This window comes from Flavobacterium sp. CYK-55 (genome assembly GCF_018413465.1).
Taxonomy (GTDB): Bacteria; Bacteroidota; Bacteroidia; order Flavobacteriales; family Flavobacteriaceae; genus Flavobacterium.
The window spans coordinates 34,186-61,076 of record NZ_JAHCDK010000004.1; the positions used below are offsets into that span (position 1 = coordinate 34,186).

Below are 26,891 nucleotides of genomic sequence, written 5' to 3' on the forward strand. Positions count from 1 at the left end.
TTAATATTCTATTTTGTCTTGGCTAGAAGCCCACAAACGGAAGGCTTCAAGTGCTTCTTCGCGCATGAATTGCTCCGTGGTCAATTTGCGGTTGGCATACGGAAGTTCTAGTTCTTCATATATGAACTGATCGTCAAAGTTGATATCCGCTGCATCTTTTTTGGTGTTGGCAAAATACATTTTATCAGGTCTGGCCCAGTAAATCGCGCCCAAACACATCGGGCAAGGTTCGCAACTGGTGTATATTTCGCAGCCGTCTAATTGAAAAGTGCCTAGTTCTTTGCAGGCATTTCGGATGGCGACTACTTCGGCATGTGCCGTTGGATCATTGGTAGAAGTGACGCCGTTGGCTCCGCGGGCGATGATTTTTCCGTCTTTGACGATGACCGCTCCGAACGGTCCGCCGTTGCCACTTTTTACATTTTCAATCGACAGGCGAATGGCTTCCTGCATAAACTCAGTTTGTTTGTCTAAACACATAAAATTTAATTTGGGGTAAATATAAAGAAAAGTTGATTTGACGATTCATAAGATGAGTTTAGGAAGTTGAAAAAAGTTTAGAAGTTTAGTTGAAAACCTCTTTGACCATGAAGCCAGAACAGTCAATGGTTGCGCATCATTTAAGATGTTGTTTCTGTGAGCCGCCCGCGTGAGCGATTGCAGCTAAGTGCCGCGCACTGCGGAAAGCGCGACCCGCAGGGGCACGCCCAAATGAGAATACGGCAGTGCTTTTGGACCGCTGCGCTGTTGGGCAAAAGAGAATTTGAAAATGAGACAATTTGGAAATTTGGAAATAAAATGATTCGTATAACAGAATGTTTCGACTAAACTTTTTTAAACTTCTTAAACCTTTTAAACTTATTCAACCCCAAAAATTGTCGAACATATTCTACAAAAACTAAAAAAATGTATTACGGATTTATCAATTGGTTCGTGTATTTTTGTCGTAAGATTATCCTGAGAAATAAAGGATCATCGTGCCCACCATCTACCCTTCTGCTGATTGCTGAAAATCAAACAGATTGTTATTGAAATCATTTTTTACCAGACCACTTGAATTTCGTCACCGAAAAGGGGTTCATTATATTTTACTGGCGTGTATGCTACTGTTGCAGCTGTTGGCTGTGGTGGTTTGGTATCAGGAAACTTATGGCGCGAAGAAAACCCAGCGCGCTTTTACGCAATGGTCACAGGCCCATGAAATGAATCGTTGGACTGATCAACTTATGAGTGCATTGCTGGAAGCGCAAATGCATTTTCAAGATTATGTTGAACACGGAAAGGCTGAATCACTTCAAAACTATCGAAAATCATTGTTGTTGGCTGCGCAAGCGAGTGAGCATTTGAAGTTGGCTGGGCAAAACTTGGACGATTTTTCGGGAATTCTTGCAGATCAAAAGCAAACCCAAGCTTATGTTGTCTGGCTCAAAAAGCAAATTGACGATCACTTATCACAACAAACCTCCAGCAAAAAAGCGGGACATGCTGCACCTTTTGAACTCACGAGTTTGAGTTATAAAAAAGTACTCGACAGCATCAAGACCAATACGGTGATTACGGTGGATAAAATGAACCGAAAAGGTTTGTTGGCCAGATTGGCCGCGGCATTTTCGGGTAAAATGCAAGTGCAAAAAGAGCAGCTCAAAACGGTGATTACGATGCAATATAAAAACAAAGTAGTCACGGGAACCATTGAAGATTTACTCAAAAGCATCATTGAACAAAGCAATCAATATTACCGCAAAGAATTCAACAAACTGCGCAAATCATTTCAGCAAATGCAAGGCCGTGATGCTGCGTTGGCCAAGTTCAATACCCGATTGTTATTACAAAGTCAGCAATTTTTGCCCGCTTATGCTCAGGCCGTAAAACAGTACCAACAACAAAAAGGAGACGAGTTTAAATCGCGCTACCAAACCGGGAAAGTGGTCAAAAGTGTTGCTTTGGTGATGATTATTTTGCTCATGCTGGTAATTTCGGCCATTTTGTTTGGATTTACCCGATTGACTTATGCTTATGAAGAACGTTTGCAGGAAGCGCAAGAAAAAATCAAGCAAAACCTCAAGTTCAAAGACCGAATGATGGGTATGATTAGCCATGAAATTAGATCACCGCTGAGTTTGTTGGCGCTGTACAGTCGTAAAATTAAAAACACAACCACCGAACCTGAAGTGAAAGAAACTTTTGAATCGATTGATTTTACGACGCAATCGCTGTTGTTGTTGTCGCATCAGTTGTTGGCTTATTCACAAGAAGATGCGCAAAATTTGCAGTTGAAGAATCAAAACTTTATGCTCAAGGCCGAAATTTCACGCATGTTGTTGGCTTTGACTGATTTGGCGCAAAGCAACGCAAACCAATTGAACGCACGCATTGATATAGACGAACATATAGAAGTTTGTGCTGATGTAGCCCGAATTCACCAGTTGTTTTACAATATTGTCGGGAACGCCAATAAGTTTACGCGCAACGGAAACATTGATGTTGTGGTGATGGCCGGAGAGATCTCAGAATATGAAATTAACTTGCAAGCGGTGGTGCGCGATGACGGACCGGGCATCAATGCAGACGATATTCAGCATATTTTTGAACCATATTATCAAGGAAGCGCCTCCGGGCAAACCATGAACAGCGGCGTTGGTTTGGGATTGAATTTATGCAAAGAAATAGCAGAATTATTTGACGGTGAAATACAGGTTGAAAGTATATTAGATACCGGAACCACCGTTAGTTTTAGAATTATTTTGAGTCAGGCTTAAACCTGAATTGTTGCATTTAAAAATTACACGCTCATGACACAACTACAAAAATCCAAACCGGGACGTTACACTTTTCTGATTGCAGACGACCATATGGTAGTGCGTCAAGGCGTGGCCATGGTGCTCAAAGATTTGTTTTTTAATGCCGAAATTCATCAGGCCGGTTCGATTAAAGAAACCCTGAAGGCGGTTCATGAATACAAATTTGATTTGTTGATTTTGGATATTCATTTTCCGGATAGCCATAGTTTAAATCTTATTGGCGAACTCAAAGAATTGCAACCTCAGTTAAAAATTTTGGTGTTCTCAGCCTATGATGAAAACCTATACGCACTGCGCTATCTCAATGCCGGAGCCTCAGGTTATTTAAATAAAGCTTGTAGTGAAGATGAGATGAAACAAGCTTTGCAAAGTATGGTGGTGTCAGGCAAATACATTACGCAAAACATCAAAGACAAAATTCTCGACTCATATATATCTAAAAAACCGCTCAATCCGCTCGAGCAATTGTCTGACCGCGAAATTGAAGTAGCGCGTTTGCTTATTAAAGGTTTTGGCAATATGGAAATTTCAGAATCGTTGGGCATTAAAAAATCAACGGTGAGCACTTTTAAAAACCGCATTTTTGAGAAATTGGCCATCAACAACTTAGCTGATTTGATTGATCTGTTTCAGTTGTATCAATAATCTTCGTTAAGTATTATAAATACTGGATTTTCAACTTTTACTGTCGAAATCATTCTACAAAATTTGACTTTGAATTCTACAAAATTTGGACAGAGATTGGTCTAGTTTTGTCTTGGTAATCAGCCGTAATAATGAAAGATTGGGTTTGGTTTAAGTTAAAGTGTTGCACCTAAAAATCCTGTGAATTTGCCCAACCCATATAAGCGAATTTTTGGGTTTTTAGGGAAGACACAACTGGCTAACCTGCCTTTTTAAATGGCCAATTGCTGCTTTTGTTTTACTCGTGTTGATTGACAATTTGGGCTTGCATTTAGGGAACGGCTAGATAAAAGAGATTTTGTTTGACTGTAATAATCATTTCGTTTAGAGGGTTTAACGAGTGAAATGTTTTTGCAAATGCAAACAGCCCAATTTGTTGATCACAATTTTAGGGATCAGATATCATTTATGATGAATCATATTAATCAACTCATTGAGCTTAACCTACGCTATTTATATGAACACCCGCATCAGCAAGCGGAACTCAAAGACCTCGCGCTTTTTGGAAAACTACCGCTGGCTGATGCTCAGGTGCTCGCTGAGATTATGGTGCTCAAAAATTTGATTACTTCATTTGAACATCAACAGTTTAAACTAACCGAACAAGGCCAAGAAATATGCAAAAATGGCGGATGGATTACTTATTTAAAACAAATCCGTCAGCAGAAAAATCCTTTGGTGGTAACGCTCAAAAAATCAGAAATAAAGAATGCTTCTCGCTTTGGCAAACTCATCAAAAAGTTGGGTGATGCTTTGAATAAAGACTGATTTTCATTAATTTATTATGCAATATTTGGTTTGTGCACATCCTCTAAAAACCAAAATTGACTAATTTCGTTCATCGAGAAATCACTCATGAACCATCAATCAAATTCAGCCATACAAATCAGACGGGCAACATCAGCCGATGCTCAAAAACTCAGCCGGCTGATTGATGAAAATGCGCAGTTACTTTTAAAACCACATTACAGCGCGCTTCAGCTGGAAATTTTCTTGCGGTATTATTCAACCCAGGCCATGCATGAAAAACTCAAAAAGCAAATCATTTTTTGCGCTGAAATCAACCATCAATTGGTGGGAACCATTGCTTTAGAAGGTGATTTTGTGGTGGGTTTTTATACTGAAGTTTCAAGAGTTAATCAGGGCATTGGTTCTGCATTACTCGATTATTTAGAAAATCATGCGCGGACTCAAGGTTTGGATAAAATACAACTGTCAGCTTCACCAGTTGGCGTGCACTTTTATGAACGAAAAGGTTGGAAAAAAATGCAAGATATAGTGGTGGATTATTTAGGTGTTGGTTTTGAAGAAACACTGATGCAGAAATGTTTAAAGTAATTTTGTTGTCAACAACTGTTTCATCCTTTAATTAAAATAAATATGAAGAATATTTTCAGAATACTCACTTTTTTTAGTATACAGGCTTTGGCGCAAGTTAATGCGGTTGATTACGCCAACTTTGACAAATACAAAAATCAAAATACTGAAGTGATTAATCAATCTAACAAAATTATTTTAATGGGCGATTCAATTACCGAAGGTTGGATTATTAACGATGCAGATTTCTTTGCTCAAAATCATTTGATTGATCGAGGGATTTCAGGGCAAACAACCTCACAAATGCTGCTCAGATTTAGAAATGACGTTATTGATCTTCATCCTAAAAAAGTGGTTATTTTGGCCGGAATCAATGATATAGCCGAAAACTCAGGCCCAATCAGTACGGAACAAATTTTTGCCCACATAAAATCAATGTGTGATTTAGCCAAAACCAATCAAATCAAAGTTATCTTGTGTACGGTTTTGCCCGCAGCTGAGTTTCCTTGGCGACCAAGTGTTCATCCGATTGAAAAGGTTTTGTTACTGAATCAAATGATTAGAACCTATGCTCAAGATCAAAAAATAGATTTGGTTGATTACTTTTTGGCTATGAAAGACCCACAAAATGCTTTGCCCAAAATATATTCTGAAGACGGTGTTCACCCGAACAAAGCTGGTTATGAGGTGATGAAAAATTTACTTTTGCCAAAGCTGAAATAATTCAGAAGAATCTAAGAATCACAAAACTAAAAATGATTCATTTATGAAATTCAAATTAGCTTCAATCATCCTGTTGTTGATTGCCTTTTTGTTGGTTAATTGTACGCAGAAAGAAAACTTCAACCTAGCTTGGACGCGCGAACAAGCGCCCGAATATTTCAAAGCCAAATTTGAAACACATCAAGGCGATTTTGAAATTGAAGTTACCCGAAAATTATCGCCCAAAGCGGCCGATCGGTTTTATCAATTGGTGAAACATCATTATTTTGACAAGGGTATTTTTTATCGCGTAGTTCCGGGATTTGTGGCTCAATTTGGCCGAACCGACAATGCTTTAATAGAGCAATGGCGCGCAGTGAAAATTCCTGATGAACCGGTAGTATCCGGAAATCAAAAAGGAAGCATCAGTTTTGCCCGAGCCGGAAAAGAAACCCGCGATGTAGAGGTTTTTATTAACTTGGAGAACAATACCGTTTTAGATACTTTACAGTATGAAGGCGTGCGAGGTTTTCCGTCATTTGGGCGCGTTACCCGCGGAATGGACATAGTTGAAAAACTCTATTCAGGTTATGGAGAAAGCACCATGAACAACCCAAATATGTATACAAATCCGGAAGCATTCTATCAGAAATTTCCAAAACTTGATTTAATAAAAAAAGCTTATATCATTAAATAATATATCTCTATGAAAAAACTCATTGTACTCATGGCATTGATAACAATTGCTTGTCAGAAAAAAGAGCAACAAAATAAAATTTCATTTGATTGGCTTATCGGAAATTGGCAAAGAACCGATGATCAGCCCGGTAAAAAAACCTATGAACATTGGATAAAATCTGGTGAAATCTATCTCGGAAATAGCTACACCATTCAAGCAAACGATACCCTTTGGGGCGAAAAAATTAAACTTTCAACCCGTGGAAAAAACTGGATTTACTCAGTTTCCGGTGGACAATCAGCTATTCCTACCGATTTTGTTTTGACCCAAATTTCAAAAAACGCTTTTGTGTGTGAAAATCAGCAAAACGAATTCCCGAATATCATTCGCTATAAACGCAACAAGCATAAACTTGAAGCTGAAATTGAAGGTGGTGAAATGAAAATTCCTTTTACTTTTATACCTGTAAACCCTAAATAAATTTATTGTGAAAAAATCTATCGCAACGTTGTTACTGCTTTTGACTTTGAGTTCTGTAGCAGCACAAAATAAAAATCCAAAATACGATGCCCAATTGGCTGAACAACTTGGCGCCGATGACTACGGCATGAAAAAATACATTTTTGTGATACTTAAAACCGGAACCAACAACACGCAAGATAAGGCTTTTATAAGTTCGTGTTTTTCTGGCCATCTCAAAAACATACAACGGTTAGTTGATGATAAAAAGCTAGTGGTTGCAGGGCCGTTTTCAAAAAACGAACAAGCATACAGAGGCCTCTTTATTTTTAATTTATCAAGTACAGAAGAAGTCCGAAAACTACTGCAAACTGATCCGGCCATCAAAGAGAATTTGCTTGAAGCAGAGCTTTTTGAATGGTATGGTTCGGCAGCTATTCCGGTTTATTTAGAAGCTTCAGACAAAGTATGGAAAAAATCACCCGGTGAATAATCAATGCAAACACAGAATATTTCTATCGATGCATTGGCATTCAAACAACTCGACTTTTCAGGCTTAGAAATGCTAATTTCTTGGGCCAAAGAAGAAGGTTGGAATCCCGGACCGGAAGATGCTAAAGCTTTCTGGGCAGCCGATCCTGAAGGCTATTATGGATTTTTTCATTATGGTGAACTCATCGCCGGTGGAGCACTGATTTCGTACAACCGCGCTTATGGTTTCATGGGGCTTTTTATTGTAAAGCCAAATTACCGCTCACAAGGTATTGGTAGAAAACTCTGGTATTTGAGGCGTGATACTTTGCTCAAACGACTCAACCCAGAAGCTCCCATCGGAATGGACGGTGTAGTAGCCATGCAAAATTTTTATGCGCAAGGCGGATTCAAAATGGCCTATACTGAAGAGCGCTACGAAAGATTGGGCGAGCGTTTTTCGTTATCGACCAAAGTTCAAAAAGCAATGAAAGATGACTTTGACAACATCGCAGAATATGACCAAAACTGCTTTTTGTTTGAACGCAACTCATTCTTAAAATCATGGTTAAACATGAACCTAAGTGAAGTATTTGTATACAAAAACGAAGGTAAAATAGTCGGTTATGCGGTTATTCGAAAAGCAGACATCGGGCATAAAATTGGGCCTTTATTTGCCGATGATGCTCAAATAGCTGAAGAACTTTATCTAGCTTGTTTGAACGCACGCCCGTATGAAGCTGTTTTTATTGATGTTCCGGTAAACAACCCTCAGGCCATTTTAATGTTACAAAAATATCACGCAAAATACGTTTTTGAATGCGGGCGAATGTACTACAAAACTGCCCCGAACTTACCAATAAACCGAATATTTGGTGTGACCTCTTTTGAATTAGGATAACCATTTTTTTGATAAAAATTCCAACTCATTCATAATGATTGGATAGTTTTAATTCCATAAATTGCCAACGTTTTAAAAATACTTCAAAAACAAAGCTGTATTTTTAAGAATAGAACAATTTATCGATATACAAACTCACTAAATCCAAAAATAATGAAACCCGAAAGTTTAATGATGTCGCATGGCTTTAAGCCCGAATTATCTGAAGGCGCCATCAAATGCCCCATTTTTATGACCTCAACCTTTGTGTTCAAAAATGCCGAAGAAGGAAAAGCATTTTTTGAATTGGCTTATGGCAAAAGAGCTAAAAACGAAGGCGAAGAAATGGGCTTGATTTACAGTCGTATCAACAATCCGGATCTGGAAATTCTTGAAAACCGCCTGTGTTTGTGGGACCAGGCCGAAGATTGCGCCGTTTTTGAAAGCGGTATGGCGGCCATTACTACCGTACTTTTAGAGTTTTTAAAACCCGGAGATATGGTTTTGTTCAGTAGCCCCGTGTATGGCGGAACCGACCATTTTATCAAAAAGATTCTTCCGAAATTTAATATTCACTCACTTGAATTTACCGTTGGGCAAAGCCAAGAAGAAATCATTGAATTGGTGAACAACAGCGGTATGGCCGACAAACTAGCATTAGTGTATATTGAAACACCGGCCAACCCAACCAATGATTTGATTGATATTGAAGCTACTAAAGAAATTGCCAAACATTTTTCGACACCTGAAAAAGAAGTTTTCCTAGCGGTGGACAACACTTATCTCGGGCCTGTTTGGCAACATCCGCTCAAACACGGAGCCGACTTGGTTTTGTATTCGGCTACCAAATATATTGGCGGACACAGCGATGTAATTGCCGGCGCTTGTTTGGGGAATGCATCTTTGATGGGACGCGTGAAAGGCATGCGTACCTTTCTCGGAAACATGGCCAGTCCGCACACCGGTTGGTTGCTTTTGCGCAGTTTAGAAACGCTCAAAGTGCGGATGGATATGCAAGCTTTAAACGCCGATAAAGTGGCCGAAATGCTCAACACGCACCCAAAAGTTGAAAAAGTATATTATCTCGGAAATTTTAAACCCGGCGATAAGCAATACGAAATCAAACAAAAACAATGCGCTACCAATGGTGGTATGATATCTTTTGATATTGTTGGTGGCGAAAAAGAAGCGTTCAAATTCCTCAATGCATTAAAACTCATCAAGCTGGCCGTGAGCTTAGGAAGCACCGAAAGTTTAGCTGAACATCCGGCAACCATGACACATTGTGATGTTGATGACGCAGATAAAGCTAAATTTTCGATTACTGAAAAAATGATTCGCCTATCTATTGGTGTTGAAAATCATGAAGATATCATCAGCGATATCAAACAAGCGCTTGAAATGATATAAGCAACGCTGAACTTTTATAAATTTGATGCTCTGCTGAAGTAAATTTCTTTGGCAGAGCATTTTTTATGAATATGACACAACAACAAACAGCTTTTTTAGAAGTTTTACAGCTGAGATTCGCGCAAAACACAAACAGACATCCGGATATTGATTGGTCTGAAGTTGAGCAAAAACTGATGAATTCACCCGAAAAATTATCCTCCATTTTTGAAATGGAAACCAGCGGAGGCGAGCCTGATTTAGTTTGCTTTGACCAGGAATGGTTTTATGTTGATTGTGTCGCTGAAAGCCCAATAGGAAGAAGAAGCTTGTGCTATGATTCAAAAGCTTTGGACCAGCGCAAAGAACACAAACCTTCTGGAAATGTGATAGAAACTGCGCACAAAATGGGCATTGAACTGCTCAATGAAACACAATACCGCACTTTGCAAACTTTAGGAAAATTTGATCTAAAAACTTCAAGTTGGATTCTAACACCCGAAAACATTCGTCAATTGGGCGGTGCACTTTTTTGCGACCGAAGATATGATGCGGTTTTTGTGTATCACAACGGAGCTTCGTCTTATTATGCCGCGCGCGGATTTAGAGGATGCATTAAATTATAATGAACCATGAATCGGAAAGACTTTTTAAAAATAATGGGGCTTTTGCCCTTACAAGCAGCTGTTATGAAACTCAATACCTTACACCAAATATCCGAGCATTTGCCGCCTACTGAGCGCATGCCGATTTTGTTTCTCGGGCACGGAAACCCCATGAACGCCATTGAAGACAATACTTTTACACGAGGTTTTCAGAGCATCGCCAAAACTTTGCCCAAACCCAGAGCTATTTTATGCATCTCAGCCCATTGGGAAACCAAAGGCACTTTTATTACTGCCATGGAAAAACCAAAAACCATTCACGATTTTGGCGGATTTCCGAAAGCGCTGTTTGATGTGCAGTATCCGGCTCCGGGCAGTCCATGGTTGGCTCAAGAAACCCATGATTTGGTAAAGTCAACCAACGTTTCACCTACCCAAGATTGGGGGCTTGATCACGGTTGTTGGACGGTGGTGAAATTTTTATTTCCGAAGGCAGATATTCCGGTGGTGCAAATGAGTATTGACTATAGCCAAGGTGGCGCTTATCATTATGAATTGGGCAAACAACTTGCGGCACTTAGACGCAAAGGCGTTTTGATTGTGGGCAGCGGAAATACCGTGCACAACTTAGGCATGGTGGCTTGGGACAAAATGAATGTGCCTGGATTTGCCTTTGATTGGGCGACTACAGCCAACGAAAAAATGAAAAAGTACATCTTAGAAGGCAACCACAAACCGTTGATTGACTTTCAAAAACAAGGTCGTGAGTTTGATTTGTCGATTCCGACGCCGGAGCATTATTTACCGCTTTTATACATTTTGGGTTTACAAGAAAAAGACGAAAAAGCCACCATTTTTAACGATGCTCTGTTGGCCGGTTCGCTTAATATGATGTCGGTAAAGATTGATAAAGCGTAAAAATAAGAGTTGAGAAAGTTTAAAAAGTTTATGAAGTTGAGTTGAAAGATTCGTATAACTGACAACCAAGAACTGTTGGCTTGTTGTTTTGGAGTAATTTTCTGCGAGACGCTCGCGTGAGCGGTTGAAGCTAAGTGCCGTGCACTGCGGAAAACGCGACCCGCAGGGGCACGCCCAAATGATTAACGATTTTTGATTGTTGATTTTTTGATTTTTGAATTAGAGATATCATTAACTGACAACTATAAACTGACAACTTTATGTTAAGTTTTGACTGCGGTTTTTAATCCTAGCATAAAAAAACTATTTTTAAGGCACTAAACAAACGGCCATGATTGAAATAGTTAGAACGGATGCTTCGAATCCGGATTTTTTAAAGCTGGTGCGCTCGCTTGATATTGAGCTGCAATTGCGCGACGGTGCCGAGCATGAATTTTTTGCTCAGTTTAATGGGCTTGAAGGTGTTAAATATGCGGTAGTGGCTTATCAGGACGGAAAAGCTGTGGGCTGTGGAGCCATCAAAGCTTATGATGAGCAAACCATGGAAATCAAACGGATGTTTGTGGACGACCACGCACGTGGAAAAGGCATTGCTTCACTGATTTTAAAAAACTTAGAAGCTTGGACGAAAGAGCTGCGTTTTGAAAAATGCATACTGGAAACCGGAGTTAAAATGCCCGAAGCCATTGCTTTGTATATCAAAAACAACTACGAACTCATTCCGAATTTCGGGCAATATGCCGGCGTTGACAACAGTGTTTGTTTTCTGAAAAAAATTTAATCTTTTCGGTAACACAAAACTTAATTCATAGACTAAAGCCGCGTTGCTGATAATCTATGAATGATTACTTTTGCGGCCATCATCAAAAAACCTTTATGAAAAAATTATTTACTGTAGTTCTGTTCTTTGCCTTTTGCTCTGTCTTTTCTCAAAATCAAACCGTTAGCGGATCAATAAAACCGGCAGCGGCCCATTATAATGTTTTAATTTATCCGACAGGAAAAAATGCTTTCTTAAAAGCTGCGCTTACCGACAATGAGGGAAAATTTGTGTTTGCGCAAATTCCGCAAGGCGATTACTTGATTAAAGTTTCTGCTCCGGGTTTTTTAGATTATCAATCAAGCGTTTTTAAAGTAGCCGATCAACCCGTGGTTTTACCCGCTGCGGTTTTGATTGAAAAAGTAAATCAACTCAATGAAGTTTCGGTCAAAGCCAAGAAACCCATGATTCAAGTTTTGGCTGATAAAACGGTGTTTAACGTTCAAAATACCATCAATGCTACGGGCGCTTCAGGTTTTGAGTTGCTCAGAAAAGCTCCGGGTGTGGTGATTGACAACAATGATAATTTGATTGTTGAAGGCAAATCAGGTGTTTTGATTTACATAGACGGAAAACAATCGTATTTAACCGGTGCCGATTTGACCAATTTCTTAAAAACCATTCAGGCCAGTGATGTGGACAGTATTGAAATCATTACGCAACCTTCGTCTAAATACGATGCTGCCGGAAATGCGGGTATCATCAACATCAAACTCAAAAAGAACAAAAACTTCGGCACCAACGGAACTGCATCAACCGGAACCAATATTGGTCGTTATCAGACTTCTATCAACTCATTATCGCTCAACAATCGAAACAAAAAGAATAACTTTTACGGAAATTACAGCAACCGATTTGGCGCCAATAAAGATTTCATCAACATTCACCGCGAGCAAAGCAATACGATTTTCGACTCTCGATCAAGAACCAAAAACACAGTCAATGCCAACAACCTCAAAATAGGTTATGATTATTATGCCAACGCCAAAAATACTTTTGGAATTATGGTGAGCGGAAACTTCAACAACAGTTTTAGCAACGCACAAACCAGAACGCCAATCATGCCTATTAACTCTGCGGTTTATGACAGTATTTTGGTGGCTAGAAACAATGACCACCACCGCACTTATAATTTGTATTCAAATGTTAATTATAAATATGCCGATACTTCGGGGGTGAGTTTGAATATTGATGTTGACTTCGGAAAATACGGCAGCAAAAAGCAAGTGAATCAGCCCAATACATATTTGGCCAACGACGAATTGACCATTTTGAACCAAAATATTAGCTATCAAAATACGCCGACCCATATTGATATTGCTACTTTTAAAACGGATTATGAACAAAGATTTTGGAAAGGAACCATTAGTTTGGGTATGAAAACATCTTTGGTAAAGACCGATAATACTTTGGACTTTTACAATGTCATTAGCGGAAATAACGTACTGAATCCAAACCGCAGCAACAACTTTATTTATAAAGAAAACGTAAACGCGGGTTATATCAATTACAACCGCACGATTAAAAAGTTTAATTTTCAGTTGGGCGTTCGCATTGAAAATACCAACTCTGATGGTGAACTCAATGCTTTGGTATCAACCAATAATCAACGCGTGAAGAGAAATTATACGGATTGGTTTCCGAGTGGCGGAATAACCTACAATATGACTGAAAAACATTCTTTGGCTTTGATATATAGCCGCAGAATTGAACGTCCTGATTATCAATCGCTCAACCCGTTTGAATACCAAATTGATGAATTGTCATTTATGCGCGGAAATCCTTTCTTGAAACCGCAGTATACTGATAATTTCAAACTTTCGCACACTTATAATTATTCGCTCAATACAAGTTTGAGTTATACAAAAGTGAGCGACTTTTTTGCCCAAGTTATTGAGGCTTCGGGCACCAGCAGAAGCTTTTTGACTTCACGCAATGTGGCTACCGAAGAAGTCATTAATTTAGGCGTTTCGTATCCGTTTGATGTTAACAAATGGTGGAGTGTATATATGAGTGTCAATGCTTTCAAGAGCATTTATACCGCCACCAATGACTCGTTTAATTCAATCAGTCAAGAAACTTTGAATATATACGGTCAGAATACTTTTAAGCTTCCGAGTGGTATATCAATGGAAGTTTCTGGTTGGTTTAACTCGCCGTCGGTTTGGGGCGGAACCTTTAAAACCAGTAGCATTGGCTCATTAGACATGGCTTTTCAGAAACAATTCCTAAACAAAAAACTCACTGCTCGTTTGGCTTTTTCTGATATTTTATACACTTCGCCCTGGAAAGGCCGCACGCGTTATGCCTTTGTAAATATTGTAGGCGATGGCGGGCAAGACAGCCGTCAAGTGCGCTTTAATTTGAGTTATAAATTCGGAAACGATGCGGTGAAAAAATCACGTCAGCGCGAAACCGGATTAGAAGACGAGAAAAACCGTATTGGTCGATAATTACTCAGCCGAAGCAACATCACCTTGCCATTGCATAAAACCGCCCATCAGATTGAAAGTATTTTCAAACCCTAGTTGATTCATCACTTGGCAAGCTTGTGCACTGCGACCACCGGCTTTGCAATACACATAATAGTTTTTTGATTTGTCGAGTTCATCAACTTTATAGATGAATCCTTGGCCTTCATAGATGTTGATCATTTGCGCTCCGGGGATAATGCCTTCACTCCACTCTTCTGGTGTACGCACATCAAGAATAACTGCATTGTTGTCTGAACTGAGCTGTTCTGACCATTGTTGTTGGGTTAAATCCATGGTTTTTTTGGGTAAAATTAGTAAAATCAGTATTAAATCAAATTTTGAAAATCAAATAAAGTCCAGCTGAGAAAGGTTTTTTAGCTATTAACAAAAAAATAACACAACATTTGTATATACAAATATAAAACCTACTACATTTGTACCTACAAATTTTGCAATTACAAGCATGAGAATTGAAGAAATTATCAAATCAACGGTAGCGATGTCTGATGCTAAAAAAGCCATCCTCAATTTGATGTACACGCAAAATATCATCGGAGAAAAATTTAGCGAACTTTTAAAACCTTATGATTTATCTGGGGAACAATACAATGTTTTGCGCATCCTCAGAGGTCAAAAAGGCGTTCCGGCCAATATGTGTGTCATTCAAGAACGCATGATTGCCAAAAGCAGCAACACTACTCGACTCATTGATAAATTGTTGCTCAAAGAATTAGTCACACGTGAAGTTTGCCCAGACAATCGCCGCAAAATGGAAGTAATGATTACCCAAAAAGGGCTTGATTTATTGGCTGTATTAGATCCGAAAGTAGACGCTCATGAAAACAATTTAGGCGCCAAATTAACGCCCGATGAACTGGTTCAATTCAATGAACTTTTAGAAAAATTCAGAAAAAATTAAACTATCAATATTTATTTCAAATCACGATGAATTCAATTATAGACAGCCTTAAATGGCGTTATGCAACCAAAAAATTTGACGCTTCGAAAAAAATTTCAGCCTCAGATTTAGCCACGATTAAAGAAGCCTTACAACTCAGCGCTTCATCATACGGCTTGCAACCTTATCAAATTATTTTTGTTGAGAATCCAGAGCTCAGAGCTCAATTACAACCAGCCGCTTGGGGGCAATCACAAATAGTTGATGCTTCTCATTTAATTGTTTTGGCCAATGAAATCAATATAAGCGACAAACACATCGATGCCTATTTTGAAAACATGACCAAAACCAGAGGAATATCATTGGCAGATGTGCAAGGTTACAGTGACTTTATGAAATCTAAAATCACTCCACTATCAGAAGAAGCACGCAACAATTGGACATCAAAACAAACCTACATCGCTTTGGGTAAACTCTTAACAGTAGCAGCTTCATTAGAAATTGACGCAACTCCTATGGAAGGTTTTGAGCCGGCAGAATTCAACAGAATACTCGGACTTACCGAGCGCGGTTTGAACGCTTCATTGGTAATTGCGCTCGGATATCGTCATGCTGATGATGCAACCCAACACTACACAAAGGTTAGAAAACCAGCTGAAGAACTTTTTATAACACTTTAATAATATTAATCCTTAACAATTTAAAACATGAAAAATTTAAAAAAACTAGCTTTATTGGCGTTTGTAGCTTTGAGCACTGTAACTGTTTCTGCACAAACCAAAAAAATTGATGCTGCCAAAAGTGACATTCACTGGGTAGGAAAAAAAGTAACCGGTCAACACGAGGGAACTGTAAATTTTAAAGACGGAAATTTAGTTTTTAAAGGAGCCGATGTAAAAGGCGGTAAATTTACAGTAGACATGAATTCAATGACCGCTACTGATTTGAGCGGAGAATACCAAGGAAAACTCAACGGTCACTTGAAATCTGATGATTTTTTTGGAACTGAAAAATTCCCAACTTCAACATTGACTTTCAAAAAAGTGGCTAAAAAATCTGCGGGTGTTTACACGGTAACAGCTGATTTAACCATCAAAGGAAAAACCAATCCGGTAACTTTTGACTTAACTGTAAAAGGAAACACCGCTTCGGCCAAATTGACTGTTGACAGAACTAAATACGACATCAAATACGGTTCAGGAAGCTTTTTTGACAACTTAGGTGACAAAGCGATCTATGATAATTTTGATTTAACAGTGAATCTTGTTTTTTAATAAGATAAATTGCTAAGGAAAGAACCTTGACCTCACCGTCAAGGTTTTTTTTGCGTTATAAACTACTCATTATCATTTGTTTTGTACTTTTGAGTAGAAACGCAACAAACAACAGTCATGAAAAAATTCACTATTCTTCTGCTTTTGATCTTCGGATTCCAAACCATAATAGGTCAATCAAAAAAAATCAATCTCCAAAAAAGTTCATTGACTTGGACTGGTAAAAAAGTAACCGGCGAACATCAAGGTTCACTCCTATTCAAAAAAGGAAATTTGACATTTAAAAACAAGAAACTCGTGGGCGGAAATTTTGTCGTTGATATGACTTCACTCAATAATACCGACCAAACCGGAAACGACAAAGCCAAACTCGAAGGCCATTTAAAATCGGCTGATTTCTTTGATACCGAAGGCTTTCCAACGGCGCAAATGACCTTCAAAAAAATAACTTCTAAAGGAAAAGGTCAGTATCAAATTAGTGCTGATTTATCTATTAAAGGAAAAACCAATCCCATTAATTTTGACTTGAATTTGAAATCTAAATCAGCCACTGCACATTTAGTGATAGACCGAACCAAATACGGAATTCAATACGGTTCAGGCAGTTTTTTTGAAGATTTAGGCGACCGAACCATTTATGACGAATTTGATTTAGCCGTTGTGTTGGCTTTTTAATCTTTTGTGCTCTGGGGATTATTCTCGATATTTGTCAGGCAAAATCAGCGCATGAAAAAAGTAGCCGTCATTGACAATTACGACAGTTTTACCTACAACTTGGTGCATTATCTCGAAGATTTAAATGCAGCGGTAACCGTTTTTAGAAATGATGAATTTGAGGTTGATGAACTCCGTTTTTTTGATAAAATCGTTCTCTCACCCGGCCCGGGATTACCCGCTCAAGCCGGTGCTCTTCTTGAAGTGATTAAAACCTATGCGCCCCAAAAAAGTATTTTAGGCGTTTGTCTGGGTATGCAGGCCATTGCAGAAGTTTTTGGCGGTGAACTCATCAATCTACCTCAAGTACAACATGGTATTTCAACTGAAATTGAAATTGACACCCAAGAAAAAATCTATCTTGGATTACCACAAAAAATTCAAGTAGGACGATATCATTCTTGGGTGGTCAATCCAGAAAATTTACCAGTAGAATTCATTGTTACTTCAGCCGATAATCAAGGAAATATTATGTCATTTAAGCATCAAACCTTGGACATCATCGGAGTTCAATACCATCCTGAAAGTATCCTTACGCCTAATGGAAAACAAATTTTAAATAATTGGCTAAAAAAATAAAGTGATTTTGACATAGGGTTTTGCCTTGTTTTCTTTTTACTATAGCATAACACTAAAACTAAACCCATGAAAAAAATTACGCTGCTTTCCCTGCTGCTTTTTAGCCATTTTACACCAGCACAAACTCTTGATCAAAGCCAATTAACCAGTAATGCCGGTATGAGCGCCAGAACGCTACAAGGATACAGTTATTACCAATCCATTACTCCAGCACTAACCGGGACTTTAAGCAGGGTAGAATTGGGCTTTTTTAACTTCATCAACGGAGTTGGAACTTTAAAAATTTACAACGGAAACAACAATACAGGAACTCTTTTACAAACAATTCCTGTGAATGTATTTTGTGCCAGCGGTGATTGCATGGTTCCGTTTGAAACATCAGTTGCAGTCACAGCCAATCAACCCATAACAATTCATTTTACTCCGGGAGCTGGAATGCCGGATCCGTATGGTGTTTTGATTAAAATGCCCGGTAACTATTTGCGTGGTGAATTTGCTTTGATTGATCCCAGCGGCACTTATATAGACGGTTGGGATACCGTTTTTAGAACCTATGTGACGACTAATTTAGGGACATTTGAAAATGAAACAACACCACTTATTTTATCACCAAACCCAATGGTTGATAAATCGCAAATTCAAACCGAGCACACTTTTAAAAACGGCTCAATACGTATATTAAACAATCTAGGACAACAGGTTTCTGGAAACATTTTTTTTGAAGGAAATCACGCTGAGATTCAACGAGGCAACTTAGCAAGTGGTTTATATTTTGTTGAATTATTAGACAACCAAAAAGTAATCATTACCCAAAAAATGTTGATTGCTAATTAAATTATTGTTTCGTTATAGTTAGTTAGAAATAGCGCTCGTATGAAGCGCTTTTTTTATATCAGATATTTAAGAAGTAAACTTATGAACAACTCAATCAAGAGAATTTCATTTTTATTATATTTGGCTACTAATCAAATATTTACAAACTAAAAATTTGAAATCATGGGACTATTCGGCAATAACTTTAAAAAAATCATTCATGAATTCAGAATCAAAAGCCAAGATTATTCAAATGATTTAAGCAACGAAATTCAAGAATCGTTAGAAGATTTAAAATCAGAATATGATCAATACCACGAAAGTTACCCTGAATTGGTCAGTTTTTTATCTCAAATCAAAAACAAACTTAGCACAGAAGAACATCAAAAACTCGAAGCGCTTTTATTTGGCTTGAGGCATATTGACCACTGTGCCCAAAATGGCGTTCATTTAATGCGAGATTTATATCGACACCAGCGCAAAACTACACGTGAAACCTTGCGCCTTTACGAAGAATTTGACACATAAAAAAAGTCCCAATAGAGGGACTTTTTTTAGGCTTTAATTTTAGTTTTTAGCGTTTTTGGAACGCCTCCTTTGTGCAGCAATATTCCTGTTGATTTGAGCTGAACAAACGCTTTGGTTACATACAAATACCCTTTATAGTCGTTGCTTTCGCCCCAAGAATTTTTGACTTTATAGTACTCTTTACCGTTTTGATCTTTGGCCAATCCTACAATCTGCATGGCATGATCATCAGTGGTGGCTAAAGTATACAAATGCTCTAAACGCAAATCTTCAGTAACCTCTTTCTCTTTAATTGGACCATCAAACATCGCTTTTCGTTGTTCAGCTGTAATGTTGTTCAAATCGGTATCAGGTACTTCAGCCACACCGTTTCTCCAACTGAAATAAGGTTCAGAAACATCAGATGACCAAGCAACCGTATATCCTTTTGAAACAGCATAATCAATAATATCTGTCAATTCTTTCATCGGAACATTATAAACTAAATCGTAGCTCCAATTATCCGGAACTGGTAAAACTATTTTTTGGTAATAAGGTTGATCCTTATACGATGAAAATTCTAAATAATCATCAGGGTTAATACCAACAACGTCTTTGGCAAAACTATGCGCATCATAGGTTTTACCTTCATAGGTAAAAGTTTTTGGCAATACACCCAGCTTTTCATCCATATAATTGTTGATGTCTTTAACCCAAGAAGCACCTTTGTTAGCATCTTCATTTTTCATATACGCATCAAGGATATCCTTAAATCCGTCTTGAAAATCAGAAGATTTTACCTTTCCTTTTCCGTAATCTTCTAAACTATAAGCTGATTGTGGCATTGCGCCGTATTTACGAAGCATATTCATTACATCGTGCGTTTCTCCACCATCGCCCAAGCCCATATGGCCATTAAACAAAATATAGTTTCTGGCTTTTCCCAGATAAACATGGCGCGCTGAATAAATCTCAGCTAAATCAACCGGTTGTTTACCGTTTCTGATCATTTCAGATTCTAAGAATGAATTTCCGGAATAACTCCAGCAAGTCCCGGCTGAGCCTTGGTTTTTAACTGAAGTATTTTCAAGATTAATGACATCGGTAAACACAAATTTAGAATTGATTGATGCGTTACCAATTACTTTTTTAATCAATTCATCTTGAGCAAATAAACTCATTGATGACAACACTGCGGCAAATAATAAAGATTTTTTCATTTTGGTTATATAATTAGCGGGCATAAAAATAGTAAATTACCTTGAGGCAAAGACTTAATTAACAAAATAATAGAGCGATTTTTAACGTGTAAAAACAAGCTTGTGGTTTGTTGAAAGTTGCGTATCAAAACCATAACCTTCATAATTAAAACCTTTGAGTTCTTCAACCGTTTCTACCTTTTGATCGATGATGTAACGTGTCATCAGCCCACGGGCTTTCTTGGCAAAAAAGCTAATCATCTTGAGTTTTCCATCTTTGTAATCGAGAAAATCACACGTAATCACAGATGTTTTCAAATCTTTGAACTGAATGGCTGAAGCATATTCATTACTCGCCAAATTAATCAGCAACTCACCTTTTTTGAGCTCTTTGTTGAGCGATTGTGTCAAGAGCGGCTTCCAGTATGCATATAAATCTTTAGATTCCTCAACCGGAAATTTTGTACCCATTTCTAATCGATAGGGCTGCATCAAATCAAGCGGCTTGAGCAAACCATACAAGCCCGAAAGTATGCGCACGCGGTCTTGCAACAACGGCAATTTATCTTCCGCAATGTGATAAGCATTTAAGCCGACATACACATCACCGGCAAAAGCATAAATGGCCGGGCGAGCATTCTCGGGCGTAAAAGGCGTTTTCCATGCTTTGTTGCGCTGCCAATTGAGCTGAGCCAAAGCATCTGAAATGGACATCAATTCAGCTAAATCAGCTGGTTTTTTCTTTTTGAGTTCTTTATTAATAAGGCGACTGTGCTTTAAAAAAATCGGTTGTGTAAATTGATTCGTGGGCAAAGCCGTTTCGAAATCAAGTGATTTAGCGGGTGATAATAAGATTTTCATCGATGGGAATTTTATCCCCCAAAAATACTGTTTTCAACCTAAAAATACTAACCCAACCAACCTTCTCTGTCTAAACTTCGATATTGAATAGCCTCAGCAATATGCTTTGATTGAATAGCCTCTGAAGACTCTAAATCAGCAATGGTTCGAGCTACTTTGAGAATCCGATCATAAGCGCGTGCCGACAGGTTCAACCGTTCCATAGCCGTTTTGAGCAATTGATTTGAAGGTTCGTCGAGTCTACAAAATTGACGAATGAGTCGGCTGCCCATTTGCGCATTGTAATGAACTTGTGCCTGCTGCGCAAATCTTTGTGCCTGAATCGTTCTGGCTTGCGTTACCCGTGCGCGGATGTTTTGACTGCTTTCGGCCGGATGTTGATCAGACAATTTCTCAAACGGCACCGGACTCACTTCAATATGAATATCAATCCGATCTAAAAGCGGCCCTGAAATCTTGCTCATATAGCGCTGCATTTCGTAAGGTTTGGGCGCATTGGCCACTTCTGAATCGACAAAAAAACCGCCCGGACTTGGGTTCATACTGGCCACAAGCATAAACGAAGCCGGGTAAGTTACTGTAAATTTGGCGCGCGAAATAGTGACTTCGCGGTCTTCAAGCGGCTGACGCATCACTTCGAGCACATCGCGTTTAAACTCAGGCAATTCATCTAAAAACAAAACACCATTGTGCGCCATTGAGATTTCGCCGGGTTGCGGATAAGTTCCGCCGCCCACCAAAGCTACATTAGAAATAGTATGATGCGGACTGCGAAACGGACGACTGCGCATCAGCCCTGATTCTTTGACTTTTCCGGCCACGCTGTGAATCTTGGTGGTTTCAAGCGCTTCTTCAAGGGTCATCGGAGGCAAAATACTGGGTAACCGCTTGGCGAGCATGGTTTTTCCTGCGCCCGGAGGCCCGATGAGAATAATATTGTGGCCACCGGCAGCTGCAATTTCCATACAGCGTTTGATGCTTTCTTGTCCTTTGACATCGCTAAAATCATGCTCTGAGATTTCATTAGTGATGCATAAATCTTCAAGCATTTCAGCGGGCTCAGGTTTTAAATTACATTTCCCTTCAAAAAAATCAATCACTTCTTGCAAATTCTCAACACCATAAACCTCTAAACCTGATACAATGGCAGCTTCACGCGCATTTTGTTTGGGCAAAAAGAATCCTTTAAAACCTTCGGCTTTGGCTTTGACAGCAATGGGCAATGCGCCTTTGATGGGTTGCACACTTCCGTCAAGTGAGAGCTCGCCCATCATGATATAATTCTGACAATCATCGCAAACCAATTGGCCTGAGGCAAGTAATATACCGAGTGCCAAAGTCAAATCATAGGCAGAACCTTCTTTGCGCAAATCGGCCGGAGCCATGTTGATGGTGATTTTCTTTCCGGGCAAGGCATACCCATTGTTTTTGAGCGCGGCGGCAATGCGATAACTGCTTTCTTTGATGGCGTTGTCGGGCAATCCGACCAAATGATACCCAATCCCGGTATCAATGTTGACTTCAATAATAATGGTGGTGGCTTCAACGCCAAAGACGGCGCTTCCGTAGACTTTTACTAACATGGCAAATAAAAATTTAAATGGCGAATAATTCTGTTGGCTAAAATTAATAAAATTTTAATCGACATAGAGACTCAATTCATTTATTTTTGCGGCCAACAAATAAATATCATCATGGGATTATTCAATGCAATTTTAGGAAACGCTTCAGAAGTAAGCCTCGAACAAGTAGCCAAAGAATTTGAGCCGATTATTGTCGATGGAGAAAACATCGAATTGGCTTTCAAACTCGTCAAAGATATGTTCATCTTTACCAACAAACGCTTGATTTTGGTTGAGAAACAACTCGTGGGCAGCAAAGTTGATTATTTGTCGATTCCGTACCACAGCGTAGTAAAATTTTCCAAAGAAAGTGCCGGATTACTCGATCTAGATGCCGAACTTAAAATCTGGATCCGAGGCGAGGCTGCTCCTATTGTCAAACAATTTGGCAAAGGCGGAAACAACATCAATGAAGTGTATCGCGTGTTAGGAAAACACATTCTCAAATAAAATCTAGGCCGGCTTCATGTCGGTCTTTTTTTTAAAATTGAAAGCGAACAAAGATGTTCGGTGTAAATCCCAGAGAATAGTATTCTTGCAATTTATACTGAGTTGTATTCAAACTTCCGGCCGTGGCATATTGACGTTCATATTCGCGTCCGAGTAAGGTTTTGCGGTTGTATAAATTATAAATAGAAAATCCGGTTTTGGCCGACCAATGCTTTTGATGCGCAAATTCATAAATTCCTGAAACATCAAAACGGTGGTAAACGGGTAAACGCTGCGTATTGAAACCCGTGACTTTGTTGTTGCTGTCTAACTCGCTGTAGGGTTTTCCGGTGTGCCAAAACCATCCGCCGGTGAGCGAGAATCGGTTCCACTTTCTGAAAAATGACAAACTTAAAGCGTGTTTAATATCTGCATTATTCGGAAAATATTGCTCTTCATTCACACCGTCAAAACGATTTTGAGAATCCTGATAACTATACGTCATCCAAATGCGACCCAAGCGCGTATTTTTCTGAATTAAGACATCGATTCCTTTGGTAAAACTTTGGCCTTGGTGTGTTCCGAAATCAAAAGGATTCAAAAATCCAAACGTGAGTGAAGTCAATCCTGTAGCGGTTTTATAGTAAAAATCCGCATCAAAAACCCAAGAACCGGTTTTAAAAATCAAACCCGAAGTATACTGTCGCGATTTTTGCAGAGGATAAACTTGATTGTCCGCCAAAACCCAAACGTAATTTTCTAAGCTCAAATCATTCACAATGCTCTCACGCACTTGACTCACCAACTGGCTTTTTTGCTCATACGAGCCTTGCCAAGTCCAAGATGCATTGAGTTTTCTTTGAACAAAAATGCGCGGTTCGAAATTCTCTGACGACAAAACGCTGAATCGGCTGTAGCGCATTCCGGTTTGAAACAACCATTTTTTGAATTCATATTTGGCTGAAACATATAAATTATGTGTGCGATTGAAACCTTGCTTTTGATCTAATTGTATATTGATATCCTGATTTAAACTATTGAAAGAATGTGAGATATCATAACCCGAAAGCTGATATCCTGCTTCAAATTGCAACTCTTCAGAGGCTTTAAACTTCCAACTGATTTCGGCACCCGAATCAGTAACACGGTTGCGCTTTTCAAACTGTTCAAAAGTGGTTTCAGTGGGAAATTTAGTCTTGCGATAATTAAAGACAAATCCTGAATAATGCATTAGTAAACGTTGCGAAAATCGATAGCTGTATTGCTGATTCCATACAAAACTATAGCCTTGATTTGAAATATTCATTTTTTGGTTTTGGGTAACTGATCTATCAATCGTGTTGAAATCAAGTTGATTGTCAATCCACAATCCGGTAACAGAAAAATCAGTTTGCTCATTCAAACGGTAATTCAATTTGGCTGAAAAGTCTTCAAACCCGAACTTATTTCGATCATTAAAATCTTTGAATTGTGTATTCTGAAAAACTTTGTCGGCCAATGCATTAAAAGTAGGTGTCTGTAGCCACTGTGTATATGATTTTCGCCCAGCCAATTGCAACCCAAATTTATCTTTTAGTATTGGCGTTTGCACATAAGCATCGGCATTGAGCGCGTTGATTCCAGCTTTGACGATGGTTTTATCTGAAATTTTATCAGTTGATTCAATAGAGATTATACTTGACAAACGCTCGCCAAATCGAGCATCAGTGCCTTTGTTTTGATAATTGACCGTTTGCTGGACATTTGGATTAAAAGCCGAAATCATTCCGTATAAATGTCCGGGATGATACATCCGAATGCCATCCCAAAGAATCAAATTCTGATCAAACGAGCCGCCGCGTACATATAAGCCACTAGCGGTTTCGTTTGGGCTTTTCACTCCTGGTAATTGCTGCAACGACAACATGATATCGGTATCGGTAACACCGGGCAAAGCCTCAATTTTTTGCGGAAAAAGTTGAATTTGATTATTGTTCTTTTTGATGCCTTTTGACAAAAAACAATCGATGAGCACTTCTTGCAGCTGCTCCTGCAAAAGTGGTTCAACTTCATTTGATGACAGCGCGTAATAGCGACCGTCAATAGAGGTAATTTTAAGATTGGTTTGTTGTTCGATGGCTTGATGAATCTGTGCCAAAGTATATTCGGCTTTGGGCAAATTTATCTTTTGATTTGTTACCAAACTATCGGCAAATGAATATCGAACATCAAATAATTGTTCAACATTTTTAAGGCTTTTTGAAAGTGGAGTTGAAGAAAACTCGGTCAAATGAGACACTACAGCTTGTGCCCAACCGCATTGGGTAAAGAGCAAAAGCAGTAATAGCCTCACTAACAGCTTCATTCAGATATTTCGATGTTTCCCTCCGAGATAATTCGGTGTTTTAAGTGTAAAGGTAAACAAACTGATTGTAATGCTGTTTCAAGAGAATGATGCGGAAAACTCCCTGTATATTTAATCTGAGCCAAAGATGGCGGGAAATTAATCGTGCAATGATATTGTTTTTCGAGTTGCTGTATCACCATATGTAATGGCATATTGGTAAAAGATGATTCACCTGAAATCCATGCTGGTTGTTTAGCTATATTTTGGTTCCATGTTTGAACTTCATTTCCGTTGATTCTGACATCCATTCCCGGTGTTAAAATCCATTCTTGACCGAGATGGGTCACGCAAACTTTACCTTCAAAACATGAAACTTCTAAAAAGTCTTTTCCGGTGAGCACATTGAATTGGGTGCCCAAAACCTGTACATTTCCCATTGGGGTTTCAACGGTAAATTTGCTTCCTTTAGAAACTTTAAAAAAAGCTTCACCGTTTAATTTGAGTTGTCTGTTGAGTGAAAACCACTTCGGATAATCTATACTTGAATGAGCATTCAAAATAACTTGTGAATCGTCATTTAACGCTAAAGTTTGTGTACTTGCATAAGGTGATTCAAAATGCTTTGAGAATGAAAATACAGCGTTCCATCCAAAAAACAAAAGTACAGAAGCCGCAACAGCTATTGAGGCATACAGCGAAATAACCTTACTTCTTGAAACAACTGCTTTTGGTTGCTGAATTTTATTTTGTATGGCAGCAAAATTTTCATCCAAATCGGGCTCGCTAAGCTGCATGCTGGCTAAACTACCACGCAACTGAGCATAAGCTTGATAATCGGCGTCTGAAACCATCTCGAGCAATTGATCATCAGAGATATCTCCGGCTATCCATTGCGCTAAAAATGAGTCATTTTCATTGGGGCTTGACCATTGACTTTTCATAACACTTCTTGTTTATACATTTTTAACCACTTGACGCAAGGCAACCAAAGCCAAGTGCATTCTTTTTTCGACAGCTTTAACCGATAAATCCAGTACTGAGGCAATCTCGGTGTAGGACTGGTTTTCAAATCTATTCATCATAAAAACCACTCGTTGCTTTTCGGGCAAATCGGCAATGGCTTTTTCTAATTGTTTTTTTAATTCAGTTTCTTCCATAAGAAACTCAGGGCTTTCTGAATGGGTAGAAACACTTGGATTTTTCCATTCAAAGTCAGCAACCACTTTATCATGCTTAATCATATTGAGCGAAAGCCTGATGGCTGTGGTGTACAAAAAACTTTTGGCTTGTTCGGGTTTTAATATCCCACAGTTTTCCCAAAGTTTTACAAAGGCATTTTGGGCAACGTCATCTGCGCGTTCTACATCGCGAAACTTAAACACCAAAAAATTCCTCAGAGTCTTGAAATGCGCAGTGAAAACCGATTTAAAAACGGCTTCAGAACAAAGACATGTCTGATTCATTTTTTCT

Annotated in this window: 30 protein-coding genes; 22 read left to right on the plus strand and 8 right to left on the minus strand. The window is 38.8% G+C overall.

The window, feature by feature from the left end:
- Complete coding sequence (locus KIH23_RS06635; protein WP_213212295.1) at positions 1–480, minus strand: nucleoside deaminase; 480 nt, start codon at positions 478–480, stop codon at positions 1–3.
- Between the two features lie 548 nt (positions 481–1,028).
- Between KIH23_RS06635 and KIH23_RS06640 the strand changes: the two genes are divergently transcribed.
- From KIH23_RS06640 to KIH23_RS06705, 14 genes are all read left to right on the plus strand, one after another.
- Positions 1,029–2,759, plus strand: coding sequence for a sensor histidine kinase (locus KIH23_RS06640; protein WP_213212297.1), 1,731 nt, complete (start codon positions 1,029–1,031; stop codon positions 2,757–2,759).
- Positions 2,760–2,792: 33 nt separating this feature from the next.
- Positions 2,793–3,446 (plus strand): response regulator transcription factor, encoded by a 654-nt coding sequence (locus tag KIH23_RS06645; protein WP_213212298.1) that lies wholly within the window; start codon positions 2,793–2,795, stop codon positions 3,444–3,446.
- A 447-nt stretch (positions 3,447–3,893) separates the two neighbouring features.
- Positions 3,894–4,253, plus strand: a complete 360-nt coding sequence (locus KIH23_RS06650) for a hypothetical protein (protein ID WP_213212300.1) — start codon at positions 3,894–3,896, stop codon at positions 4,251–4,253.
- Positions 4,254–4,340: 87 nt separating this feature from the next.
- Positions 4,341–4,823 carry a GNAT family N-acetyltransferase gene (locus tag KIH23_RS06655; protein WP_213212302.1) on the plus strand — a complete coding sequence of 161 codons (483 nt, stop codon included), beginning with the start codon at positions 4,341–4,343 and terminating at the stop codon, positions 4,821–4,823.
- A 42-nt stretch (positions 4,824–4,865) separates the two neighbouring features.
- Positions 4,866–5,525 carry a GDSL-type esterase/lipase family protein gene (locus KIH23_RS06660; protein ID WP_213212304.1) on the plus strand — a complete coding sequence of 220 codons (660 nt, stop codon included), beginning with the start codon at positions 4,866–4,868 and terminating at the stop codon, positions 5,523–5,525.
- A gap of 43 nt (positions 5,526–5,568) precedes the next feature.
- Entirely contained in the window at positions 5,569–6,201 is a 633-nt protein-coding gene (locus KIH23_RS06665; RefSeq protein WP_213212306.1) for a peptidylprolyl isomerase, read from the plus strand.
- 9 nt (positions 6,202–6,210) lie between these two features.
- On the plus strand, positions 6,211–6,663 hold the full coding sequence (locus KIH23_RS06670) for a DUF6265 family protein (protein WP_213212308.1): 453 nt from the start codon (positions 6,211–6,213) through the stop codon (positions 6,661–6,663).
- A gap of 7 nt (positions 6,664–6,670) precedes the next feature.
- Positions 6,671–7,135, plus strand: coding sequence for a hypothetical protein (locus tag KIH23_RS06675; RefSeq protein WP_317197025.1), 465 nt, complete (start codon positions 6,671–6,673; stop codon positions 7,133–7,135).
- A gap of 3 nt (positions 7,136–7,138) precedes the next feature.
- Positions 7,139–8,014: a GNAT family N-acetyltransferase gene (locus KIH23_RS06680; RefSeq protein WP_213212309.1), complete on the plus strand. Its 876-nt coding sequence runs from the start codon at positions 7,139–7,141 to the stop codon at positions 8,012–8,014.
- Between the two features lie 117 nt (positions 8,015–8,131).
- Positions 8,132–9,403: a cystathionine gamma-synthase family protein gene (locus tag KIH23_RS06685; RefSeq protein ID WP_317197027.1), complete on the plus strand. Its 1,272-nt coding sequence runs from the start codon at positions 8,132–8,134 to the stop codon at positions 9,401–9,403.
- 71 nt (positions 9,404–9,474) lie between these two features.
- The gene (locus KIH23_RS06690) at positions 9,475–10,008 is read left to right on the plus strand and encodes a DUF4256 domain-containing protein (RefSeq protein WP_213212313.1); all 534 of its coding nucleotides are present in this window, start codon (positions 9,475–9,477) and stop codon (positions 10,006–10,008) included.
- Between the two features lie 6 nt (positions 10,009–10,014).
- Positions 10,015–10,905 carry a 4,5-DOPA dioxygenase extradiol gene (gene ygiD, locus KIH23_RS06695; RefSeq protein ID WP_213212315.1) on the plus strand — a complete coding sequence of 297 codons (891 nt, stop codon included), beginning with the start codon at positions 10,015–10,017 and terminating at the stop codon, positions 10,903–10,905.
- Positions 10,906–11,236: 331 nt separating this feature from the next.
- On the plus strand, positions 11,237–11,686 hold the full coding sequence (locus tag KIH23_RS06700) for a GNAT family N-acetyltransferase (protein WP_213212316.1): 450 nt from the start codon (positions 11,237–11,239) through the stop codon (positions 11,684–11,686).
- Positions 11,687–11,781: 95 nt separating this feature from the next.
- Complete coding sequence (locus KIH23_RS06705; protein ID WP_213212318.1) at positions 11,782–14,178, plus strand: outer membrane beta-barrel family protein; 2,397 nt, start codon at positions 11,782–11,784, stop codon at positions 14,176–14,178.
- Here KIH23_RS06705 and KIH23_RS06710 read toward each other — a convergent pair whose 3' ends face one another.
- Entirely contained in the window at positions 14,179–14,493 is a 315-nt protein-coding gene (locus KIH23_RS06710) for a rhodanese-like domain-containing protein (RefSeq protein WP_213212320.1), read from the minus strand.
- Between the two features lie 169 nt (positions 14,494–14,662).
- Here KIH23_RS06710 and KIH23_RS06715 point away from each other — a divergent pair, with 169 nt between their 5' ends.
- The 7 genes from KIH23_RS06715 (at position 14,663) to KIH23_RS06745 (ending at position 19,005) form a co-directional block, all read left to right on the plus strand.
- Positions 14,663–15,118 (plus strand): MarR family winged helix-turn-helix transcriptional regulator, encoded by a 456-nt coding sequence (locus KIH23_RS06715; protein ID WP_213212322.1) that lies wholly within the window; start codon positions 14,663–14,665, stop codon positions 15,116–15,118.
- 26 nt (positions 15,119–15,144) lie between these two features.
- On the plus strand, positions 15,145–15,777 hold the full coding sequence (locus tag KIH23_RS06720) for an NAD(P)H-dependent oxidoreductase (RefSeq protein WP_213212324.1): 633 nt from the start codon (positions 15,145–15,147) through the stop codon (positions 15,775–15,777).
- A 27-nt stretch (positions 15,778–15,804) separates the two neighbouring features.
- Positions 15,805–16,371 carry a YceI family protein gene (locus KIH23_RS06725; RefSeq protein WP_213212326.1) on the plus strand — a complete coding sequence of 189 codons (567 nt, stop codon included), beginning with the start codon at positions 15,805–15,807 and terminating at the stop codon, positions 16,369–16,371.
- A gap of 117 nt (positions 16,372–16,488) precedes the next feature.
- Positions 16,489–17,046 carry a YceI family protein gene (locus KIH23_RS06730; RefSeq protein ID WP_213212328.1) on the plus strand — a complete coding sequence of 186 codons (558 nt, stop codon included), beginning with the start codon at positions 16,489–16,491 and terminating at the stop codon, positions 17,044–17,046.
- Between the two features lie 51 nt (positions 17,047–17,097).
- Positions 17,098–17,664, plus strand: coding sequence for an anthranilate synthase component II (locus KIH23_RS06735; protein ID WP_213212330.1), 567 nt, complete (start codon positions 17,098–17,100; stop codon positions 17,662–17,664).
- Positions 17,665–17,730: 66 nt separating this feature from the next.
- Positions 17,731–18,498: a T9SS type A sorting domain-containing protein gene (locus tag KIH23_RS06740; protein WP_213212332.1), complete on the plus strand. Its 768-nt coding sequence runs from the start codon at positions 17,731–17,733 to the stop codon at positions 18,496–18,498.
- A gap of 162 nt (positions 18,499–18,660) precedes the next feature.
- Positions 18,661–19,005, plus strand: a complete 345-nt coding sequence (locus KIH23_RS06745) for a hypothetical protein (protein WP_213212334.1) — start codon at positions 18,661–18,663, stop codon at positions 19,003–19,005.
- 26 nt (positions 19,006–19,031) lie between these two features.
- Here KIH23_RS06745 and KIH23_RS06750 read toward each other — a convergent pair whose 3' ends face one another.
- From KIH23_RS06750 to KIH23_RS06760, 3 genes are all read right to left on the minus strand, one after another.
- Positions 19,032–20,204 (minus strand): aminopeptidase C, encoded by a 1,173-nt coding sequence (locus KIH23_RS06750; RefSeq protein ID WP_213212336.1) that lies wholly within the window; start codon positions 20,202–20,204, stop codon positions 19,032–19,034.
- 81 nt (positions 20,205–20,285) lie between these two features.
- On the minus strand, positions 20,286–21,044 hold the full coding sequence (gene yaaA, locus KIH23_RS06755) for a peroxide stress protein YaaA (protein WP_213212338.1): 759 nt from the start codon (positions 21,042–21,044) through the stop codon (positions 20,286–20,288).
- Between the two features lie 47 nt (positions 21,045–21,091).
- Positions 21,092–22,627: a YifB family Mg chelatase-like AAA ATPase gene (locus tag KIH23_RS06760; protein WP_213212340.1), complete on the minus strand. Its 1,536-nt coding sequence runs from the start codon at positions 22,625–22,627 to the stop codon at positions 21,092–21,094.
- A 111-nt stretch (positions 22,628–22,738) separates the two neighbouring features.
- Here KIH23_RS06760 and KIH23_RS06765 point away from each other — a divergent pair, with 111 nt between their 5' ends.
- The gene (locus tag KIH23_RS06765; RefSeq protein ID WP_213212342.1) at positions 22,739–23,116 is read left to right on the plus strand and encodes a PH domain-containing protein; all 378 of its coding nucleotides are present in this window, start codon (positions 22,739–22,741) and stop codon (positions 23,114–23,116) included.
- 31 nt (positions 23,117–23,147) lie between these two features.
- On the opposite strand, the gene KIH23_RS06770 is transcribed toward KIH23_RS06765, so the two are convergent.
- Genes KIH23_RS06770 through KIH23_RS06780 form a run of 3 tightly spaced genes read right to left on the minus strand, consistent with a single transcriptional unit; the run spans position 23,148 to position 26,884 of the window.
- On the minus strand, positions 23,148–25,439 hold the full coding sequence (locus KIH23_RS06770; RefSeq protein ID WP_213212343.1) for a TonB-dependent receptor plug domain-containing protein: 2,292 nt from the start codon (positions 25,437–25,439) through the stop codon (positions 23,148–23,150).
- Entirely contained in the window at positions 25,436–26,362 is a 927-nt protein-coding gene (locus KIH23_RS06775; protein ID WP_213212345.1) for a FecR family protein, read from the minus strand. The genes KIH23_RS06770 and KIH23_RS06775 overlap by 4 nt, the downstream gene beginning before the upstream one ends.
- Positions 26,363–26,374: 12 nt before the next feature.
- Positions 26,375–26,884 (minus strand): RNA polymerase sigma factor, encoded by a 510-nt coding sequence (locus KIH23_RS06780; RefSeq protein ID WP_213212347.1) that lies wholly within the window; start codon positions 26,882–26,884, stop codon positions 26,375–26,377.
- Between the last annotated feature and the right edge of the window lie 7 nt (positions 26,885–26,891).

What these genes read in the sequence shown, in the direction of transcription:
- KIH23_RS06635 (WP_213212295.1), bottom strand. Translation starts at nt 480, where the DNA reads ATGTGTTTAGACAAACAAACTGAGTTTATGCAGGAAGCCATTCGCCTG.
- KIH23_RS06645 (WP_213212298.1), top strand. Translation starts at nt 2,793, where the DNA reads ATGACACAACTACAAAAATCCAAACCGGGACGTTACACTTTTCTGATT.
- KIH23_RS06650 (WP_213212300.1), top strand. Translation starts at nt 3,894, where the DNA reads ATGATGAATCATATTAATCAACTCATTGAGCTTAACCTACGCTATTTA.
- KIH23_RS06655 (WP_213212302.1), top strand. Translation starts at nt 4,341, where the DNA reads ATGAACCATCAATCAAATTCAGCCATACAAATCAGACGGGCAACATCA.
- KIH23_RS06660 (WP_213212304.1), top strand. Translation starts at nt 4,866, where the DNA reads ATGAAGAATATTTTCAGAATACTCACTTTTTTTAGTATACAGGCTTTG.
- KIH23_RS06665 (WP_213212306.1), top strand. Translation starts at nt 5,569, where the DNA reads ATGAAATTCAAATTAGCTTCAATCATCCTGTTGTTGATTGCCTTTTTG.
- KIH23_RS06670 (WP_213212308.1), top strand. Translation starts at nt 6,211, where the DNA reads ATGAAAAAACTCATTGTACTCATGGCATTGATAACAATTGCTTGTCAG.
- KIH23_RS06680 (WP_213212309.1), top strand. Translation starts at nt 7,139, where the DNA reads ATGCAAACACAGAATATTTCTATCGATGCATTGGCATTCAAACAACTC.
- KIH23_RS06690 (WP_213212313.1), top strand. Translation starts at nt 9,475, where the DNA reads ATGACACAACAACAAACAGCTTTTTTAGAAGTTTTACAGCTGAGATTC.
- ygiD (WP_213212315.1), top strand. Translation starts at nt 10,015, where the DNA reads ATGAATCGGAAAGACTTTTTAAAAATAATGGGGCTTTTGCCCTTACAA.
- KIH23_RS06700 (WP_213212316.1), top strand. Translation starts at nt 11,237, where the DNA reads ATGATTGAAATAGTTAGAACGGATGCTTCGAATCCGGATTTTTTAAAG.
- KIH23_RS06705 (WP_213212318.1), top strand. Translation starts at nt 11,782, where the DNA reads ATGAAAAAATTATTTACTGTAGTTCTGTTCTTTGCCTTTTGCTCTGTC.
- KIH23_RS06710 (WP_213212320.1), bottom strand. Translation starts at nt 14,493, where the DNA reads ATGGATTTAACCCAACAACAATGGTCAGAACAGCTCAGTTCAGACAAC.
- KIH23_RS06715 (WP_213212322.1), top strand. Translation starts at nt 14,663, where the DNA reads ATGAGAATTGAAGAAATTATCAAATCAACGGTAGCGATGTCTGATGCT.
- KIH23_RS06720 (WP_213212324.1), top strand. Translation starts at nt 15,145, where the DNA reads ATGAATTCAATTATAGACAGCCTTAAATGGCGTTATGCAACCAAAAAA.
- KIH23_RS06725 (WP_213212326.1), top strand. Translation starts at nt 15,805, where the DNA reads ATGAAAAATTTAAAAAAACTAGCTTTATTGGCGTTTGTAGCTTTGAGC.
- KIH23_RS06730 (WP_213212328.1), top strand. Translation starts at nt 16,489, where the DNA reads ATGAAAAAATTCACTATTCTTCTGCTTTTGATCTTCGGATTCCAAACC.
- KIH23_RS06735 (WP_213212330.1), top strand. Translation starts at nt 17,098, where the DNA reads ATGAAAAAAGTAGCCGTCATTGACAATTACGACAGTTTTACCTACAAC.
- KIH23_RS06740 (WP_213212332.1), top strand. Translation starts at nt 17,731, where the DNA reads ATGAAAAAAATTACGCTGCTTTCCCTGCTGCTTTTTAGCCATTTTACA.
- KIH23_RS06745 (WP_213212334.1), top strand. Translation starts at nt 18,661, where the DNA reads ATGGGACTATTCGGCAATAACTTTAAAAAAATCATTCATGAATTCAGA.
- KIH23_RS06750 (WP_213212336.1), bottom strand. Translation starts at nt 20,204, where the DNA reads ATGAAAAAATCTTTATTATTTGCCGCAGTGTTGTCATCAATGAGTTTA.
- yaaA (WP_213212338.1), bottom strand. Translation starts at nt 21,044, where the DNA reads ATGAAAATCTTATTATCACCCGCTAAATCACTTGATTTCGAAACGGCT.
- KIH23_RS06760 (WP_213212340.1), bottom strand. Translation starts at nt 22,627, where the DNA reads ATGTTAGTAAAAGTCTACGGAAGCGCCGTCTTTGGCGTTGAAGCCACC.
- KIH23_RS06765 (WP_213212342.1), top strand. Translation starts at nt 22,739, where the DNA reads ATGGGATTATTCAATGCAATTTTAGGAAACGCTTCAGAAGTAAGCCTC.
- KIH23_RS06770 (WP_213212343.1), bottom strand. Translation starts at nt 25,439, where the DNA reads ATGAAGCTGTTAGTGAGGCTATTACTGCTTTTGCTCTTTACCCAATGC.
- KIH23_RS06775 (WP_213212345.1), bottom strand. Translation starts at nt 26,362, where the DNA reads ATGAAAAGTCAATGGTCAAGCCCCAATGAAAATGACTCATTTTTAGCG.
- KIH23_RS06780 (WP_213212347.1), bottom strand. Translation starts at nt 26,884, where the DNA reads ATGAATCAGACATGTCTTTGTTCTGAAGCCGTTTTTAAATCGGTTTTC.